This is a genomic window from Paraburkholderia sp. BL23I1N1, assembly GCF_003610295.1.
GTDB lineage: Bacteria > Pseudomonadota > Gammaproteobacteria > Burkholderiales > Burkholderiaceae > Paraburkholderia.
The window spans coordinates 2,706,259-2,722,602 of sequence record NZ_RAPV01000001.1; the positions used below are offsets into that span (position 1 = coordinate 2,706,259).

13 protein-coding genes and 2 pseudogenes are annotated in these 16,344 nt (G+C 60.6%); 11 read left to right on the forward strand and 4 right to left on the reverse strand.

Translation table 11 applies throughout. From position 1 onward, the window contains the following. Positions 1-6: 6 nt before the first annotated feature. Both B0G76_RS12770 and B0G76_RS44785 read right to left on the reverse strand, forming a co-directional pair. Positions 7-1,374 (reverse strand): c-type cytochrome, encoded by a 1,368-nt coding sequence (locus B0G76_RS12770; RefSeq protein WP_409076755.1) that lies wholly within the window; start codon positions 1,372-1,374, stop codon positions 7-9. Further along, a pseudogene (locus B0G76_RS44785) lies at positions 1,366-1,839 on the reverse strand (c-type cytochrome); the annotation flags it as partial. The pseudogene B0G76_RS44785 and the gene B0G76_RS12770, both read right to left, overlap by 9 nt. Positions 1,840-2,290: 451 nt before the next feature. Here B0G76_RS44785 and B0G76_RS12775 point away from each other — a divergent pair. From B0G76_RS12775 to B0G76_RS12795, 5 genes are all read left to right on the forward strand, one after another. Next, entirely contained in the window at positions 2,291-3,517 is a 1,227-nt protein-coding gene (locus B0G76_RS12775) for a CaiB/BaiF CoA-transferase family protein (protein WP_120292601.1), read from the forward strand. 93 nt (positions 3,518-3,610) lie between these two features. Next, a complete protein-coding gene (locus B0G76_RS12780; RefSeq protein WP_120296339.1) occupies positions 3,611-4,357 on the forward strand; it encodes an acetoacetate decarboxylase in 747 nt (248 codons plus the stop codon). Positions 4,358-4,412: 55 nt separating this feature from the next. Beyond that, positions 4,413-5,615: an acyl-CoA dehydrogenase family protein gene (locus tag B0G76_RS12785; protein WP_120292603.1), complete on the forward strand. Its 1,203-nt coding sequence runs from the start codon at positions 4,413-4,415 to the stop codon at positions 5,613-5,615. A 38-nt stretch (positions 5,616-5,653) separates the two neighbouring features. After that, on the forward strand, positions 5,654-6,610 hold the full coding sequence (locus B0G76_RS12790; RefSeq protein WP_120292605.1) for a 3-hydroxyacyl-CoA dehydrogenase NAD-binding domain-containing protein: 957 nt from the start codon (positions 5,654-5,656) through the stop codon (positions 6,608-6,610). Between the two features lie 617 nt (positions 6,611-7,227). Further along, entirely contained in the window at positions 7,228-8,052 is an 825-nt protein-coding gene (locus B0G76_RS12795; protein ID WP_409076756.1) for an alpha/beta fold hydrolase, read from the forward strand. A gap of 226 nt (positions 8,053-8,278) precedes the next feature. Here the strand turns inward: B0G76_RS12795 and B0G76_RS12800 are convergent, their stop codons facing one another. Both B0G76_RS12800 and B0G76_RS12805 read right to left on the reverse strand, forming a co-directional pair. After that, positions 8,279-9,529: a CdaR family transcriptional regulator gene (locus B0G76_RS12800; protein ID WP_120292609.1), complete on the reverse strand. Its 1,251-nt coding sequence runs from the start codon at positions 9,527-9,529 to the stop codon at positions 8,279-8,281. Between the two features lie 231 nt (positions 9,530-9,760). Continuing rightward, positions 9,761-10,969 (reverse strand): NAD(P)/FAD-dependent oxidoreductase, encoded by a 1,209-nt coding sequence (locus tag B0G76_RS12805; protein WP_120292611.1) that lies wholly within the window; start codon positions 10,967-10,969, stop codon positions 9,761-9,763. A 321-nt stretch (positions 10,970-11,290) separates the two neighbouring features. Here B0G76_RS12805 and B0G76_RS44790 point away from each other — a divergent pair. The 6 genes and pseudogenes from B0G76_RS44790 to B0G76_RS12830 form a co-directional block, all read left to right on the forward strand. Then, a pseudogene (locus B0G76_RS44790) lies at positions 11,291-11,500 on the forward strand (LysR family transcriptional regulator); the annotation flags it as partial. A gap of 39 nt (positions 11,501-11,539) precedes the next feature. Beyond that, positions 11,540-12,268 (forward strand): LysR substrate-binding domain-containing protein, encoded by a 729-nt coding sequence (locus B0G76_RS12810; protein WP_259460563.1) that lies wholly within the window; start codon positions 11,540-11,542, stop codon positions 12,266-12,268. A 162-nt stretch (positions 12,269-12,430) separates the two neighbouring features. Then, the gene (locus B0G76_RS12815; protein WP_120292615.1) at positions 12,431-13,387 is read left to right on the forward strand and encodes a VOC family protein; all 957 of its coding nucleotides are present in this window, start codon (positions 12,431-12,433) and stop codon (positions 13,385-13,387) included. Between the two features lie 45 nt (positions 13,388-13,432). Further along, positions 13,433-14,227, forward strand: coding sequence for an alpha/beta fold hydrolase (locus B0G76_RS12820; protein ID WP_120292617.1), 795 nt, complete (start codon positions 13,433-13,435; stop codon positions 14,225-14,227). Between the two features lie 156 nt (positions 14,228-14,383). Further along, a complete protein-coding gene (locus B0G76_RS12825; RefSeq protein ID WP_120292619.1) occupies positions 14,384-15,466 on the forward strand; it encodes a maleylacetate reductase in 1,083 nt (360 codons plus the stop codon). Positions 15,467-15,868: 402 nt separating this feature from the next. Further along, positions 15,869-16,312, forward strand: a complete 444-nt coding sequence (locus B0G76_RS12830) for a nuclear transport factor 2 family protein (protein ID WP_120292621.1) — start codon at positions 15,869-15,871, stop codon at positions 16,310-16,312. Positions 16,313-16,344: the final 32 nt, after the last annotated feature.

The window sequence follows — 16,344 nt, forward strand, 5'->3', positions numbered from 1 at the left end:
GTTGCCTCAGAAGATGCGCGCCGAGCGCAGAGTGTTCACTTCCTTCACGCTCACCGGCGCGCAACGATTGCCCCACGCGGTGCGGATATACGTAACCACGGCGGCCACTTCGACATCCGAGAGCGACTGCGCGAACGGCGGCATGCCATACGGCGCCGGGTTCTTGCGCGTGCCGGGCACATAGCCGCCGTTGAGCACCATGCGAATCGGATTGACAGCCGAACTCATTTCTATCGACTGGTTTTGGGCAAGCGGCGGGAAATTCGGCGGCTTGCCCTGCCCTTCGCTCGCATGACAGAGCACGCATTGCGCTTCGTAGATCTTGCGGCCGAGCGGCACGAGGCTCGTCAACTGGTCGGTCTGCGCGACGCTCGGCGGCGCTGTCTGTGCTTCGCCAGAGTGCGAAGGCAACGCTTTCAGATAGACCGCGACCGCGCGCACATCGTCTTCGTTCAGATACTGGAAGCTGTCGTAGACGACTTCGGCCATCGGCCCGTACACCGCACCCCGGTTCGACACGCCCGCGTGGAGCAGGCCCACGATGTCGTCAATGCTCCAGTCGCCGAGCCCGGCTTCGCGATTCGACGTGAGCGACGGCGCATACCAGTTCTGCATTGGAATCAATCCTCCCTGGAACTGCTTTGACGTGGTGTTGCCGCCCAGTGCGTTGATCTGCGTATGACACATCGCGCAGTGGCCGAGCCCCTCGACAAGATACGCACCGCGATTCCATTCGACCGACTGTGTCCGGTCCGGCCGAAACTCACCCTGCCGGAAAAATAGTGTGCGCCAGCCGACCAGCAGTTGGCGCCGGTTGAATGGAAATTTGAGCTCGTGCGGACGGTTCGGTTGACGGACAGGCGGTACCGACTGCAGGTACGCGTAGATCGCATCGGAGTCAGCGCGCGTGACTTTCGTATATGACGCGAATGGCATGACCGGATACAGCAGCGAGCCATCGCGCGACTTGCCTTCGTGGAGCATCGTGTAGAACTGGTCTGCCGTCCAGTTGCCGATACCCGTTTCCTTGTCCGACGAGATGTTCGGCGAGTACAGCGTGCCGAACGGCGTATCCATCGGCCGGCCACCACCGAACAGCTTGCTGTCCGGCACCGTGTGGCATGCGATGCAGTCGCCAGCACGCGCAAGATATTCACCACGTGCAATGAGCCCGGTGCCACCCGTAATCTGTTGTGTCATCTGCTTCGCCGGTTGCGGTTCGTCTGTGCCCGTCGACACGCTGCCGCACCTGAGCGGCAACGTCGACGTCCCCGCCGCCGCGGGCGATACGCTCGCAGGCGCGGGCAGCGACGCGAGCCACGCGGAGATAGCGGTAATGTCGTGATCGGAAAGACGCGCAGCGATCTCCTGCATGCAGTCGGGTTGCGCCGCGTGGCGCGTACCGTAGCGCCAGGCGCCGAGCTGTGCGCTGATGTAGTTCGAATGAAGCCCAAGCAGGCCCGGTATGGCGGGCTCCATGCCCGTGAGCGACGCACCGTGGCATTGCACACATGCGGGGATACCGCGCGTATGATCGCCGCCCGTCACCAACGCTTTGCCGAGCGCGAGCGATTGCGCATTGGTGGTCGGCGCCGAAGGCGCCGGAAACGGCGGGCGTTGAACAGCGAAATATTCGGCGATCTGGTGCAGATAGGTATCGGGCAAATACGCGAGCAGATAATTCATCGGCGGATATTTGCGCCGGCCGTCACGAAACGCTTGCAACTGGTTGTACAGGTAGCCGGCAGGCTTGCCGGCGAGGCGCGGGAAGTAGTCGTTGTCGGTCCCCTCGCCATGGGCGCCGTGGCACGCGGCGCAACCGAGCACGCGCGCATGCATGGTGTCGGGCGCAGGTTCTATTGTCGGCTCGGCTGCAAACGCGCACACGCTCGACAGAAGCACGGACACGCTTATCAGGGAGAGCCCGAGCACCACGACAATGAACAATGTGATGCGATGCGTCACTAGCTACCTCGTAGGGGTTATCGCGGCAAATACAAAACATCACTCTCGAATGAAAGATCGTCGATGGCGACGTCGCTCATGCGAAGAAGTGTCGCCGTGGTTCGCGAAACGCTGGTCGACGATTCATTGCACCTGCCTGGTTGGTTCAACCGTATGACGTCGAATTTATATGGCCACGAGGCGCTATGGAACTGTTGAAACCCCCAACAATATTCTTGAATTTCTCCAATGCTTTAAGGGCACGGTCTGGATAAATTGAATCGATACGACTGGCGAACCCTGCCAGTCTCCCTAACGAAGTGACAGCTCAAGGAGGCACCGTACAGTGCAGCAAGGCAATATCTTTTCCGACCTCAAGGTCCTCGACCTTGCCAGCTACATCGCGGGACCAGCGGCAACCACAATTCTTTCGGACTACGGCGCAGACGTCATCAAGGTCGAGCCGCCCGGCAAGGGTGACCCATACCGCTACTTTTACGCGACGCCTCCAAATCCCGTCTGCGAGCGTAATTACTCCTGGCAGCTCACCAACCGCAACAAGCGTGGCGTGGCCCTGGACCTCAAGCATCCCGCCGCTCGAGACGTACTCGCACGTCTCGTCAAATGGGCCGACGTACTCGTTACGAACTTTCCGCCAAAGGTGAAACAGAGCCTCGGGCTCACCTATGAGCAGGTTGGACCGCTCAATCCTCGCCTCATCTATGCCGACATAACGGGTTACGGTGCCGAAGGACCAGAAGCGGACCGGCCGGGCTTCGACATCACCGCCTACTGGGCACGCACCGGCCTGATGGAAGTGACGCACGACGCGGACAGTCCACCCACGCTGCCCATTCCCGGCATCGGCGATCACGCGACGGCGAGCACGCTGTACTCCGCAATCGTGACGGGCCTCTATCGCCGGGAGAAGACCGGCAAGGGCTCACACGTGAGCACGTCCCTGATCGCGGAAGGTGCATGGGCCGCCGCGACGTGGATCGAAGGCGGCCTCAATGGCGCTCGCTTCTTTCCTCAGCACGACCGCAAAACGCCTCCCAACGCGCTCCTCAATCCGTATCGCACTGCGGACAGGCGCTGGCTGCTGCTCGTGGCCGCTCAGGAGAAGGACTGGACTGGGTTCGCGAACGCGATGCACATGCCTGGGCTGCTTGATGATCCGCGCTTCGCGGACGCCCGGCTGCGCGCACAACACGCCGCGGATCTCGTCGAAATCCTTGATCCGGTCTTTGCAAGCAAAAACCTGGCGGCCTGGAAGGAAACGTTCGACGCAGCGCGCGTCATCTACGGGGTCGTCCAGGTAGCGAGCGAGATCATCAACGATCCCCAGATGCATGCAAACCGCGTCTTCCTGCCTGTCGACGATCCGGAGGTCGGCGCCCGATACACGGTCGCCAGCCCGCTGCAGGTGGCCGACGCATTGAAGGAATCGCCGCGCCGTGCGCCGCGTCTCGGCGAACACAGCGAGGTCGTGCTGGCGTCGCTCGGCTATTCGGCCGACGAGGTCGGAGATCTTATGAGGTTGGGCGTCGTCGCGAAAGATGCCACATCCTGAAATGTAACGCTCATCTCGCGGATCTATTCCACGGCGCGCAAGCGTCGGGCATTGCCCCCACATCCACCCTGCCCCATGAATAAAGGGTTCACGATGACACAAGACGAAGTACTCGCATCCGCGTTCGCCATGCCGCTGACCAGTCCGGCCTACCCCAGGCCGCCGTTCCGGTTCGTGGACAGGGAGTTCATCATCATCACCTACCGCACGGACCCTGCCGCGCTGGAACGCGTTGTGCCAGCGCCGCTGAAGGTCGCGGAGCCCATCGTCAAATACGAGTTCATCCGGATGCCGGACTCGACCGGACTAGGTTCCTACACAGAATCCGGCCAGGTCATTCCGGTTACGTTCAACGGTGAAGCGGGCAGCTATACGCACGCCATGTACCTCGACAATCTGCCGGGGATCGCGGCAGGACGCGAGATCCTGGGCTTTCCAAAGGTGCTCGCGTCCCCCAGGCTTGAGGTCCGCAACGACAGCCTCGTCGGCACGCTCGACTACAACGGCGTGCGCGTGGCCACCGCGACCATGGCCTACAAGTACCACGCGCTTGATGAAGCCGCGGTCAGGAAGTCGCTCGAAAGCCCGGGCTACCTGCTGAAGATCATTCCGCACGTGGACGGTTCGGCGCGCCTGTGCGAGCTGGTCCGCTATCGCGCCTTCGATCTGACCGTCAAGGGCGCGTGGGCAGGACCGGCATCGCTCGAACTGCATCCGCACTGCCTTGCGCGTGTCTCGCAGCTTCCCGTGCTCGAAGTGCTCTCCGCCGTGCACGTGCTGGCCGACCTCTCGCTCGGCAACGGCGAGGTCGTTCACGACTATCTGCACGCCACGGCCTGAATTATCGCCTCACTCACCCCTCGGCGGTATCCGCCTACCCATTGCCAGGACTGTCATGACCACTTCTTCTAAAGCACCGCACGCCCTTCCGGAACCGAATGGTGATTTCTATCAGCTGTCAAGGTCACTCTCCGCTGAAGATAACCAGCTCCGGCTCAAGGTGAGAAAGTTCATGGAGCAGGAGGTCCAGCCGATCATCAATGAATTCTGGAGCCGCGACGAGTTTCCGTTCGAACTGTTGCCGAAATTCAAGACGTTGGGAATTTCCGGGTTGCCAATCAAGGGCTACGGTTGCCCGGGGAAAAGCACCATGTTGATGGGCTTCATCATGATGGAGCTTGCGAGAGTGGATGCGTCGATCTCGACGTTCTTTGGCGTCCACACCGGCCTTGCGATGGGGTCCATTGCGATCTGCGGCTCGGAGGAGCAGAAGCGCGAGTGGCTGCCTGAGATGGCCGCGATGAACAAGATCGGATCGTTCGGCTTGACAGAACCAGACGTCGGTTCGGGCGCGGCGGGCGGCCTGGCGACAACGGCTCGCCGTGAAGGCAACAAGTGGATCCTGAACGGCCAGAAGAAGTGGATCGGCAACGCAACCTGGGGCGACCTCACGATCATCTGGGCGCGCGACGTCGCGGACAATCAGGTTAAGGGCTTTATCGTGGAAAACAAGTCGCCTGGTTTCCACGTCGACAAGATCCAGCACAAGATGGCGTTGCGCGTCGTGCAGAACGGCCTGATCACGCTGACCGACTGTCAGGTCAGCGAAGCCAATCGCCTGCAAAACGCGAACTCCTTCAAGGACACGGCACAGGTGCTAAAGATGACGCGCGCCGCGGTGGCCTGGGAATCGGTCGGCTGCGCGACAGGCGCCTACGAGCATGCGCTGCGCTATGCGCAACAACGCGAACAGTTCGGCCGCCCCATCGCGCAGTTCCAGCTCGTTCAGGACTTGCTGTTTCGCATGCTCGGCAATATCACCTCCACTCAGGCGCTGTGCTACCGGCTCTCGCAGATGCAGGACGAAGGCATCATGCAGGACGAGCATGCCTCCATGGCCAAGGGCGTATGTACGGTGCGCATGCGAGAGACGGTAGGCTGGGCGCGCGAACTGCTCGGCGCCAACGGCATCCTGCTCGACCATCACGTCGGCCGCTTCGTCGCCGACGCCGAAGCGCTCTATTCCTACGAGGGCACGCGTGAGATGAATTCGCTGATCGTAGGGCGCGCAATTACGGGTTTCAGCGCGTTCGTGTAACCGCGGGTGCGCACTTGACTACAAGAGGTGTTTCCATCATGACTCAAATTGATCGTGTTGCGGTAATCGGCACAGGCGTCATCGGCGCAAGCTGGACCGCACTGTTTCTTGCGAAGGGACTCGACGTTATCACCACGGACGTCGCACCCGACGCCGAGAGACAATTACGGCAATATATCGATGCCGCGTGGCCGGCGCTTGAAGCACTGGGCCTGGCTCCGCACGCATCGCGCTCACGTCTCACGTTCACGCGCGACTTGCAGCAGGCCGTGACGGGCGTCAGGTTCGTCCAGGAGAACGGTCCCGAACGGATAGACTTCAAGCGCACGCTGTACGAACAGCTCGACACCCTCCTTCCCGCCGACGTCCCCATTGCCTCCAGCTCGTCGGGCCTCACGATGAGCGAAATCCAGACGAGCTGCAAATCGCATCCGGAACGCTGTGTAATCGGACATCCTTTCAACCCGCCGCATCTCATCCCGCTCGTCGAGATCGTCTCCGGCGAGAGGACGTCAGAGGACACGGTGAACAAGGTCACCGCTTTCTACACGTCGCTCGGCAAGCGCACGATCCGCCTGCGCAAGGAAGTGCCCGGCCACGTCGCGAACCGGCTGCAGGCGGCGTTGTGGCGCGAGGTAGTCCATCTTGTGTCCGAAGGCGTCGTGAGCGTGGCCGACGCCGACGCCGCGGTATGCTGGGGCCCGGGCCTTCGCTGGGGGTTGATGGGGCCGACATTGCTGTTTCATCTCGGCGGAGGCCAGGGTGGTATCGAGCACTTCCTCGATCAGTTCACCGGACCGATGACCGCATGGTGGAAGGTGCTGGGGTCGCCTGAACTGACGCCCAGCGTGCAGCAGATGATCGTCGAGGGCGCGCGTCTCGAAGCATCGGGCCAGTCAGTGGACGAGCTTGCGGCGCAACGCGACCAGATGCTGCTCCGCCTGCTGAAGTTGCGTCAAAGCGGCGACCAGCCGGAAGCTGGTGGTCACGTATAAGCATATCCAATGCTATACATTAAGGAACCGCGTGACGAATGTTGGTCTGCGCGGACCGCCCTGGTCGTCCTGGCAACTGTGCGGCTGCACGTGCCAGTTTGCGTCCTGTCGATGGCGTAGCGTTTATCATCATGAAAAAACATCGCACCCAAGGATTCGGACCGTCTGCGCAAGCGCGACCGCTCAGCGGTCGTGCCGTCAGCAATATCATGCGCATAGCAACAGCGGCTATTGCAATTGCATTGGGTACCGCCAATGCACACGCCCAACAGCCGCCTGAGTGGGGCCCGTCCTTGTTTGCACCATCGCTGGAGGCAGGCCGGGCAATCGACGCAGGCCGGAAGTTGCCTGTCACGCCGTTCTACACCAAACCGGCAGCAGAATCACCCGCCCCGCCAGGCACACTGGTTCGCGCGGAGCCAGCCACCGATTTCGCGTTGCCTCAGGGAGTCACGGCCACCCGCATCATGTACCACAGCCGTACCGCGGACAATACCGACACGCTGACCACGGGCGTCGTACTTGTTCCTTATGGCCATCCACCTCCCGGCGGATGGCCGTTGCTCGCATGGTCGCACGGCACAAGCGGTGTGGCGATGACTTGTGCGCCCTCACTCATGAAGTCCCTGTTCTATGACTGGCAGGGTCTCTACGAGTACGTGACGTTGGGGTATGCCGTCGTAGCAACCGACTATACAGGGCTGGGTACGACAAGCCGTCATGCGTACCTCGACATCCTGAGCAATGCCTCCGACGTCGTGCATTCGGTGTCAGCGGCCCATGCGGCCGTGCCGAACCTGAGCCGCAACTGGATTGTCGTCGGCCATTCGCAAGGAGGCCTGTCCGCCCTTGGTGTCGCAGAACTGGAAGCCCGCCTCAAGGATCCCGGTTTTCTCGGCACTGTCGCGCTTGCGGGAGCGAGCGATCTCGGTGATGCCATCGACAGTATCCTCAAAGTCAACCTGCCGGTACTGAACGGACTCGTCGCCTTCTGGATCTATGGTGTCGAGACCGTATATCCGGAATTTCAGCCGAAGGACGTACTGACACCGGCGGCGTACTCGACTTACACCAAGTCGGTCGACGACGGGTGCAGTGCAGCAAGCGGCGCATTTGCAGCCTTGCCGACCCGGAGCATGCTTGTCCCCGGTTGGCGCGAAAACCGCTACGTCAAGCAGTTCACGGAACGCAACCGGCCAGGATCGCTGCCGACTTACGGGCCAATGCTTCTGGTCACTGGCGGTGACGACGTGCTATTCACGGAAACCGCCGGACGCAAGACTGTCGATCGCATCTGTGCAGCCGGCGGACAGTTGCAGTGGAAGGTGTATCCAGGGCTCGGACACGATGCAGTTGTCTATGGTTCTCTGAAAGACCAGATGCGCTGGATCGCAGAGAGATTTGACGGAAAGTCGACGCCGAACGACTGCTTGTCCCGGTGAGATGGCATGACGCTCGGGTCATCGTGGCAAACGCCATTGCTTCAGGCTTCGGCGACAGATTCGACGCACCGAATGCGCCTTGCTCGTTGTTCAGATAGAAGAATGTACCGTAGCCCGATCTGCGGAAATGCCGCACGTTTCAGCCCGCGTAGTCGCGCCGGTATAGCCCCACCAGCTTGACCACTTCATCAACTGGCGCACGCCGATGCGGGACCTGATCGAGCCTTCAACATCCGTTCGGCGCCGTGTGGCGCAGCTTGAGCGCAACGTTGAGCTTCGCGACCCAGGATACGTCGTCGAGGCTCGCGCCCAGCAGTGCCTCAATGCGTTCGATGCGGTAGTTCAAGGTATTGGGATGGATGTTTAGTGCGTCGGCCGTCTTGCCGCGGCGCTGCCCTTTCGCGAAATAGGTTTCGAGCGTGGAGAGAAGACCCGACTCGTTCGACAGTTGATCCAGCAGTGAGGCGAGATAGCGCCGCACGTTGTCTGCCCGGCGCACGCCTTCTTCGATGACGATGGATGACCACGAGTGCACGCGATCGCGAGCGCCTTCATTTTTCGCGAAATCGAGCGCCCTGATCGCCTCCTCCACCGACGCTGCCCAGCCGGCCGGACCTTCGTTCATCAAGCCAACGCCCACGTGGCGGACCTGCGGCAACGCGCTCGCGAGCGATATCGCGCCCTGCGTGACCAGCCGGTCGCTGCGGCTCACCGAGTCACCCAGCAGGCACGGCACCCAGAGAATCAGTCGCTGGCGATGCCAGGCGCGCACCAGATTGTCCGGCGTCGTGCTTAGGTGCCGCGCTGCGGCCAGCACGATGCGGTCAAGTGCGTCTTCCCTGGAGACGAGTCCGTGCTCCTCGACGTCGGTGTCGATGGCAAGCGCGATACGGGGCGCCGCGAAGTCCATGCCCAGCGCCTCCGCCGTCGCCCGAAAGCCGTCCACGTCGCCGGGCGAATGAAAAACGATGCTGTAGAGCTGATGTAGAAGCGATTCGCGCCAGCCCGCCTGCTCATACTGCTCGGCAAGGTAAGCCTGAACAATGGCCTGCGCGACGAGATCGAAATAATCAAACAGGAACGGTGAGACTTTGAACAGCAGCTCGCCGGCGAGCACTTCATCCGCCTCGCCCAGCGCGACATACGTGTGCCAGATTTCGCGCAGGCCGATACGCACCGCGTGAAGCGTGAAAGGCAGTGGAACCCGTTGATGCACACGCCTGCGGCCGATCTGTCGAAAAGCGTCGGCGTCGTGCGCAGACAGGGGCTCACCGGTTAGCAGAGCTTCGAACCATACGCGGGCAGCCAGGCCGACCGACTCGGACACGTCACGTCTTACTGCAGGCGCGAGCGAGCGATACCCGTCGATCGAGGTCAATATTGCAAATGTGCGATCGACGATTGGCGACAGGTCCGCCGCTAGCGCTCCTGTCTTTTCACGTAAGCGGCTGCTGATTTCAGGGGTATTCGTAAGCATGGCTACTTGTCCATCAAATTCACGACTCTTCTTGCGAGGCGGTTGGTGGCATCATCGCCCGACCTCCGCCTTGGCCGACAAGGTGCCAGCAAAGCGACGCGCCGCAGCATCCCCTTATAAGGGACGCACGGCGGTGCGATTAAAAGGCAGCAGTCAGGCTTGATCCAGATGCCGTACCGCGTGCCGGCGTACACCGGTCGCAGCGATCAGTTTTCACCTTGCCCGACAGTCTCAATTGACTTGCTCGGCACGGCGAATCGAACTGATCATCGAAGTCTCCATCAAATACTCTCGGCTCTTCTCGGTATCCAGTGAGATGTCGCGCAGTGCTTTCTGATTGCGGCGGCGCACTTCCGGGTCGCGTTCTTCCATCAGGTTTTTGTTGCGAATGCTGTTCTTCTGTACAACTTCCAGGGCAACCGTACGCCGCTGACGCGAATACAGTTCCAGCAGTTCCGGTCCGGCCTTACCTTGCCACACGTCCGCCAGCCTGTTCGCCAGGTTGAACGCATCGTGAACGCCACCGTTGAGACCGAAACCGCCGATCGGATTGTTAATGTGAGCGGCATCGCCGGCAAGCAGGATGGGCCCCTTGACGAACGTGTCGGCAACACGTTGATGCACCCGGTACGTACCCGAGTAGACAAGCGAAAACGACTTGTCTGTGCCGAGCACTTCCTTTAGGCGCTCCTGTACGTTTTCTGGGGTGAGCAGCGCGTCGTCGTCCGTGTCTGGATCGGCTGGCATGGCGACGCGCCAGAGATCGTCACATGATTCGTCATAGAGCTTGAGCACGACGGCCCATGCGTCGGGATCCGAAACATATGCCGTCCCGGTGTAACCCAGGTCCTCAAGGCAACCGCGTACGTTCGTGACGAGAAACTTCTCGCGCCAGGTAAAACCGTCGAACGTGAATCCACCCGTCTTGCGGACAGTGCTTCGCGCCCCATCTGCGCCCACCACCCACGGCGCGTGCGTCTCACTTTGACCTGCCGCAGTTGAAAGGACGAGACGCGCCGAATTGCCATCCGTCTCGACCGATTGGAGCGTTTCGCCGAACCGCAACTCCACATCGGGCTGGCGGCGTAGCTCGTCGAGGAGCACATTCGACAGGTAGTACTGTGGCAAGTGGTAGCGAAACGGGAAATCGGTGACGTCAGCGAGCAAGCCAAGGTCGAACTCGGCATACACGCCGTCGACACGATCGCGCATCTGCCACACCGGAATGCGCAGCCCCATCCCCATTAAAGCCGATTCGACGCCGAGCGAACGAAGCATCTCGAGCGTCGGCGGGTGAAACGCCGCGCCGCGTTGTTCGCGGGCGATCGTTTCGCCAGCCTCGTACACGACACAGGGCACTCCGCGCCGGGCGAGGCCAAGGGCTGTGGTCAAGCCGACCGGGCCCGCGCCTATGATGGCGATTCTTTCTTCGTAGGGCATCTTCCCTTCCTGGGTTATACGTTGGCTTGTTCCGCCGAGCTATGTCGGCGCGTTTAAAAATCAGGTCGTAAGACGAAGGGCACGCTTGCCTGCTTCGGAGCAGGCGTAAGACCCAGCTCGGCCAACGGCAATAGCGCGTGGCTATCGTTTGCTGCCCGTGTAAAGTAGCGACTGGCTTGCGCAATGTCCACGCCAGAAACCGCATTCCGGCCATTCCGAATCTGCATGAAACGGTGCATGCAAGCATGTTCGCCTATGGCCGCTCCCGATTGACGCGGGCGAGTGCGCGCACGATCATCCTTTCTATGCCAGGAGTGAGGAATGAAACCTGTGGTGGTGCAAAATGGTATCGGCGCGCCGCTCGACTTGCGGTTGCTTGCGGTGTTCGACGCTGTCATGCGGAAAAATAGCGTGACAGTGGCGGGCGATAGCCTCGGCATGAGCCAGCCGCTCATGAGCCAGTCGCTTGCAAAGCTGCGGCAATATTTCGGGGATCCGCTATTCGTGCGAACTTCCGGCGGCATGTCGCCGACGCCGCGCGCACACGAACTCGCTCCGAAGATCTCCGCAATGATTCAACTGATGCAGGAAGCGCTCGAAGGCCCTGGCGAGTTCGATCCGGCCACGTCCGCGCGCACCTTCAGCTTCGCGGCGACAGATTTCGGCGCAGCGTTCCTGCTACCCAAGCTCCTGCAATATTTGGCGAAGCATGCACCCGGTATTCGCGTGAGGGCGACCCACGCCCCACGGCACGGTGTTGAGGAAATGATGGAGGAAGGCGAAGTCGATCTCGCCATAGGCAGCTTCGCGATCAACAGGCTGCCGTTCTACCAGCGGCGTCTGTTCGACGAGAACTATGTTTGTCTTGTGCGCGCCGGGCATCCGACCATACGAAGTCCGCTGACGCAAGATGCTTATCTGTCCGCGGCGCACGCGCTCGTCGCCCCGCTGCCCAGCGGATACGAGGCACTGGAACGCTTTCTTCTGGACAACGTTCCCGCTGCCAACTTCACCGTAACCGTCCCGAACTTTCTCGCCGTGCTCACGACGCTGCCGAGTTCCGATGCGCTTTTCACTCTCCCGCGGCGCGCCGGCGAACAGATGGCTGAGTTGGTGAAGGCACAGATCCTCGAACTACCGGTCTCGATCCCCGGTTTCGTCGCACGTCAGTTTTGGCATGAACGGTTTCAAAAAGATCCGGCCAACAAGTGGTTTCGCGATCTGATCTATTCTCTACTGGCGCATGACGGCGAGGCGCCGACCGAGGGAACCCTCGAGGCCGATTCTTCGGGACAGTAATGCGCTGGTGGCGCACCTGCCAGCGCTATATGCCGATTCTGCATTCGTTCAATTACCGGGTGACGATGGTTATTCGCACCCCCGCCCTCCATACTGCCTCCAACCCCGCCGGCAAACACCGTGACTGCCGCCGACCGGGCTTTTCACTGATCAGGAGACACAATGGAAACCGGGCTGATTCATGGGCTCCACCACATCACGCTGTGCACATCGACTGCGCAAGGAGACGTGGATTTTTTCGTCAAGGTGATTGGCCAGCGATTTATTAAGCGTACGTTGTTCTATGACGGACGCATTCCCATCTACCACCTCTATTTCAGCGATGCCGACGGCACGCCTGGCACGGTCATGACGACGTTCCCGATGCGCCGCACCGGCCTCGCGGGCCGCAAGGGTTCGGGTCAGTTTACCGCGATTGCCTATTCGATCCCGACAGGTTCGATCGACTTCTGGCGCGAGCATTTTGGTAAAAGCGGCGTCAAAATTGTCGAGGAATCGGAGCGCTTCGGGGAAAAGTATCTGCGCGTCGTACATGCCGGCATCGACTTCGAAGTCGTCGAGGATCCGAGCGACACCCGCAAACCGTGGAAATCGGAGTATGTGCCCGAGCAATACGCTGTCCGTGGCTTTCACAACTGGACGGCGACAGTCCGCGAGTTCGAGGACATGGACATCTTCTTGAAGAACGCGTGGTATTTCCGCCCGACGATGAGCGACGGCAAGTTCACGCGTTATGAAGCGGGTGTGGGCGGTGCCGGACGCCGCATCGACATTCTGCATGAGCCCGACATGCGGCAAGGAATGTGGACGCTGGCGGAAGGCATCATCCACCACGGCGCGTTCGATGTGCCGGACTACGACGCGCAAGCTCGCGTCAAATTCGACACGGAAGGCATGGGCTTCACCGATTTCTCCGACCGTAAAAATCGCGGGTACTTCGAGTCGGTTTACGTGCGCACGCCGGGCGGCGTGATGTTCGAGGCGACCAAATCGCTCGGCTTCAAGATGGACGAAGAGGAATCCAGACTCGGTAGCGAGTTGAAGATTGCACCGCAATTCGACGTTTCGCACGAAGAACTGCGCGCTCTGATGCAAGTGGAGGACCCCATCCATGTATGATCGGCACAACCTCGTAAGTGAAGTCAACGTGGCGAGGAGGACACTGTGAAATCTTTCAAGCTCTTTGGCCGTGGGCCGCGCAAGGTGCTGTTGTTCCCCGGCTTGATCGGTACACGAGATTCGTTTGACGACATGCTGCGCTATGCCGATCTCGACGCATTTCAGTACGCAGTGGCCGAATATCGCGGCTACGGCAATGCGCGAGCCGAGCCGGGCCTGCTGACGCTGCGCGAGGTGGTGATCGACGCAGTGAGACTCGTCGAGTTTCTCGGCTGGGGCAAATTCGCCGTGGCCGGTCATTCGCTTGGTGCGCTTTCTGCGCAAATGCTCGCGGTTGCCTTGCCCAACCGCGTCGAAGCTATCGTTTCGATCGCGGGATTGAGTGCGAAAGGCGCGAGCGACGATCCCCAACGGGTCGCCTTCATGCAGGCACTAGCGGCGTCGCGCGAGAAGCGCGAAGCGCTCGTGGCCGCTGGTACTGGGAACCGTTACGGATCTGGAATGGCGCGTGCACTCGTCGCACAGACGTGGGAAGAGATCGACGGTCACGCGCTCGCGAGCTACGCGCTCGACGCCAGTCGCACGGACGTCCACGCCGAAGTGCAGCAGCTCGACACGCCTATCCTGGTACTGGTGGGTGAAAACGATCCCAACTGCACGGAAGCGGCCGCTCGCGAGACGACGCTGCAATGGTATCGGCATGCGACGCTGCAGGTGCTGCGTGGCGCCGGGCATTACCCGATGATCGAAACACCGGCGGCGACACTATCCGAGCTCGAGCGATACGTCGGCGCGGTCAGTGGGAAAGCGTCAGCTCCGGCGGCCCAGGAGCACGCGTAACGGCATTGCGTACAACAGCGCCTCCGCCCAGCCGCAGTCATGCGGCTGGGCGCGGCACGGCCGTATGCAGGCTATGCGGTTCGAAGTGGCTGCCTCTCCGCCATCACAGGCGAACAAGTCCCCAAAGATCGCCGCTACGATTCACATGGATCTCCGATGTTCCAACCATCATTTACTTACTCGCCGCTTCCCGCGCGCGTTGTTTTCGGTGCCGGCAGCCTCGACCAGCTTTCCAGCGAATTTCGTGAGCTGCAAGTCAGCCGCGCGCTATTGATCTCCACACCCGAGCAGTCAGGTCTGACAGAAGAACTCGCCTTGCGTCTCTCCGACCAATGCGCAGGCGTGTTTCCGAAAGCTGTGATGCATGTGCCCATAGAGGTGGCCCGCGAAGCTCGCGCATACGCAAAGCAGGTCGGCGCAGACTGCATCGTAGCGATCGGAGGCGGCTCGACGATCGGCGTGGGAAAGGCGATCGCGCTGGAGTCCAGCATCCCGATTATCGCCATTCCGACGACCTACGCGGGCTCTGAAATGACGCCTATCTACGGCATCACAGAGAACGGCGAGAAAAAAACGGGACGTTCTCTCAAGGTCTTGCCGCGCGCTGTTATCTATGATCCCTTCCTGACACTCACTTTGCCCGTCAGGATGAGCGCGACAAGCGGTATCAATGCAATCGCGCATTGCGTCGAAGCGCTCTATGCGGACAACGCGAACCCGATCACTTCGATGATGGCCGAAGAAGGGATTCGGAGTCTCGCGCGAGGCTTGCCACGCGTTGCCGATCATCCCGAAAACCTTGATGCGCGCACCGAATGCCTCTATGGTGCATGGCTCGCTGGCTCGGTGCTTGCTGCTACCTCAGTCGCGCTACATCACAAGCTGTGCCATACGTTGGGCGGCATGTTGAATCTTCCCCATGCCGAGACACACACGATCATCCTGCCCCATGCGGCGGCGTACAACGCCCCCGCCACTCCTCTGGCGATGGCGCGCGTAGCGATGGCTCTGGCAGTCGACGATGCACCACAGGGGTTGTTCGATCTCGCTGTGCGTCTAGATACGCCGACGTCGCTCGAAGCCTTGGGCATGCAAGCCGCCGATCTTGACCGCGTAGCCGATGCCGCCCTTGCCGCACCGTACCCGAATCCGCGCCCGCTGCAACGCGATGCAATTCGCGCACTGCTAGAGGATGCATATTACGGCCGTCGGCCGCGCGCCTCGACAGTCATGAACTAGCCACGGGATGAGCCGGACGCGGTGCGTGGATCTGAAGCCAGATATGCGCACAAGCGACTAACTCAGTACACCGACACGCCCGGAACGGGATGGTGGGTATTTGTGCCGCCTATGACGGGACGCCCATGCGCTTCTGTCAGGATATGTCGAAGTTCAGTTGTGCGTCAGTTGTACACAAATGCGGCCAGTGCCGAACGACCTATATGCGGATTCGGCATGTAGTCTATTAGTCGCTGGTCCTGTTGTATCGGACCTGCGCATTTCATACTTCGAAGCACGCCCGTAAGCGCCGATTCTTCGGCAGCGCATGAGAACGGGCTCGATATGGAAAGGGACGGTTAGAAATGGAAGCGGCCACATTTCTATCGATTTATAGTTGACCGGTGTTCAGAGGACGTTACTATGACGCAAAACCATTACGAACTTGCCGTCGAGTGGACGCAGTTGCTGGCGTCGCCCGATTCCGATGCCTTTGTAGCGATTTTTGAAGAGGATGGGGCCTATATCGATCCCATCATCGGTATCGAAAGGCTGGGGAAGGCGCAAGTCCGCCTGCATCATCAACGGTGGCATGCAGCGGTGAGCAACTGCAAAATAACGGTTGAGAATGTCGTCGTCGGGGATACCAGCGCGGCTGCTCAATATTTGTGCGTAGGGGTTTTTGATGGAGAGCCGTTAGGACCAGCTGAGAATCCGGTCCGACCGACCGGTAAGCCCTTCTCCGGTCGCTGCGCGGTGATCTTGGAAATTAGCCCAGCGGGGAAGATAAAGTCCTGCACGGAATATTATGACCTGTTGCAGATACCTTGCGGCAATCCTCCCCCGTTTCGAAAGGAGCGCTTTTGATGCCCCTGTCGGCCTCCAGTCAGAATCGGCGG

Bases quoted from the DNA above. Each gene is read 5' to 3' on its own strand.
- B0G76_RS12770 (WP_409076755.1), bottom strand. From the start codon at position 1,374: ATGCAGGAGATCGCTGCGCGTCTTTCCGATCACGACATTACCGCTATC.
- B0G76_RS12780 (WP_120296339.1), top strand. From the start codon at position 3,611: ATGACACAAGACGAAGTACTCGCATCCGCGTTCGCCATGCCGCTGACC.
- B0G76_RS12785 (WP_120292603.1), top strand. From the start codon at position 4,413: ATGACCACTTCTTCTAAAGCACCGCACGCCCTTCCGGAACCGAATGGT.
- B0G76_RS12790 (WP_120292605.1), top strand. From the start codon at position 5,654: ATGACTCAAATTGATCGTGTTGCGGTAATCGGCACAGGCGTCATCGGC.
- B0G76_RS12795 (WP_409076756.1), top strand. From the start codon at position 7,228: ATGAAGTCCCTGTTCTATGACTGGCAGGGTCTCTACGAGTACGTGACG.
- B0G76_RS12800 (WP_120292609.1), bottom strand. From the start codon at position 9,529: ATGCTTACGAATACCCCTGAAATCAGCAGCCGCTTACGTGAAAAGACA.
- B0G76_RS12805 (WP_120292611.1), bottom strand. From the start codon at position 10,969: ATGCCCTACGAAGAAAGAATCGCCATCATAGGCGCGGGCCCGGTCGGC.
- B0G76_RS12810 (WP_259460563.1), top strand. From the start codon at position 11,540: ATGATTCAACTGATGCAGGAAGCGCTCGAAGGCCCTGGCGAGTTCGAT.
- B0G76_RS12815 (WP_120292615.1), top strand. From the start codon at position 12,431: ATGGAAACCGGGCTGATTCATGGGCTCCACCACATCACGCTGTGCACA.
- B0G76_RS12825 (WP_120292619.1), top strand. From the start codon at position 14,384: ATGTTCCAACCATCATTTACTTACTCGCCGCTTCCCGCGCGCGTTGTT.
- B0G76_RS12830 (WP_120292621.1), top strand. From the start codon at position 15,869: ATGACGCAAAACCATTACGAACTTGCCGTCGAGTGGACGCAGTTGCTG.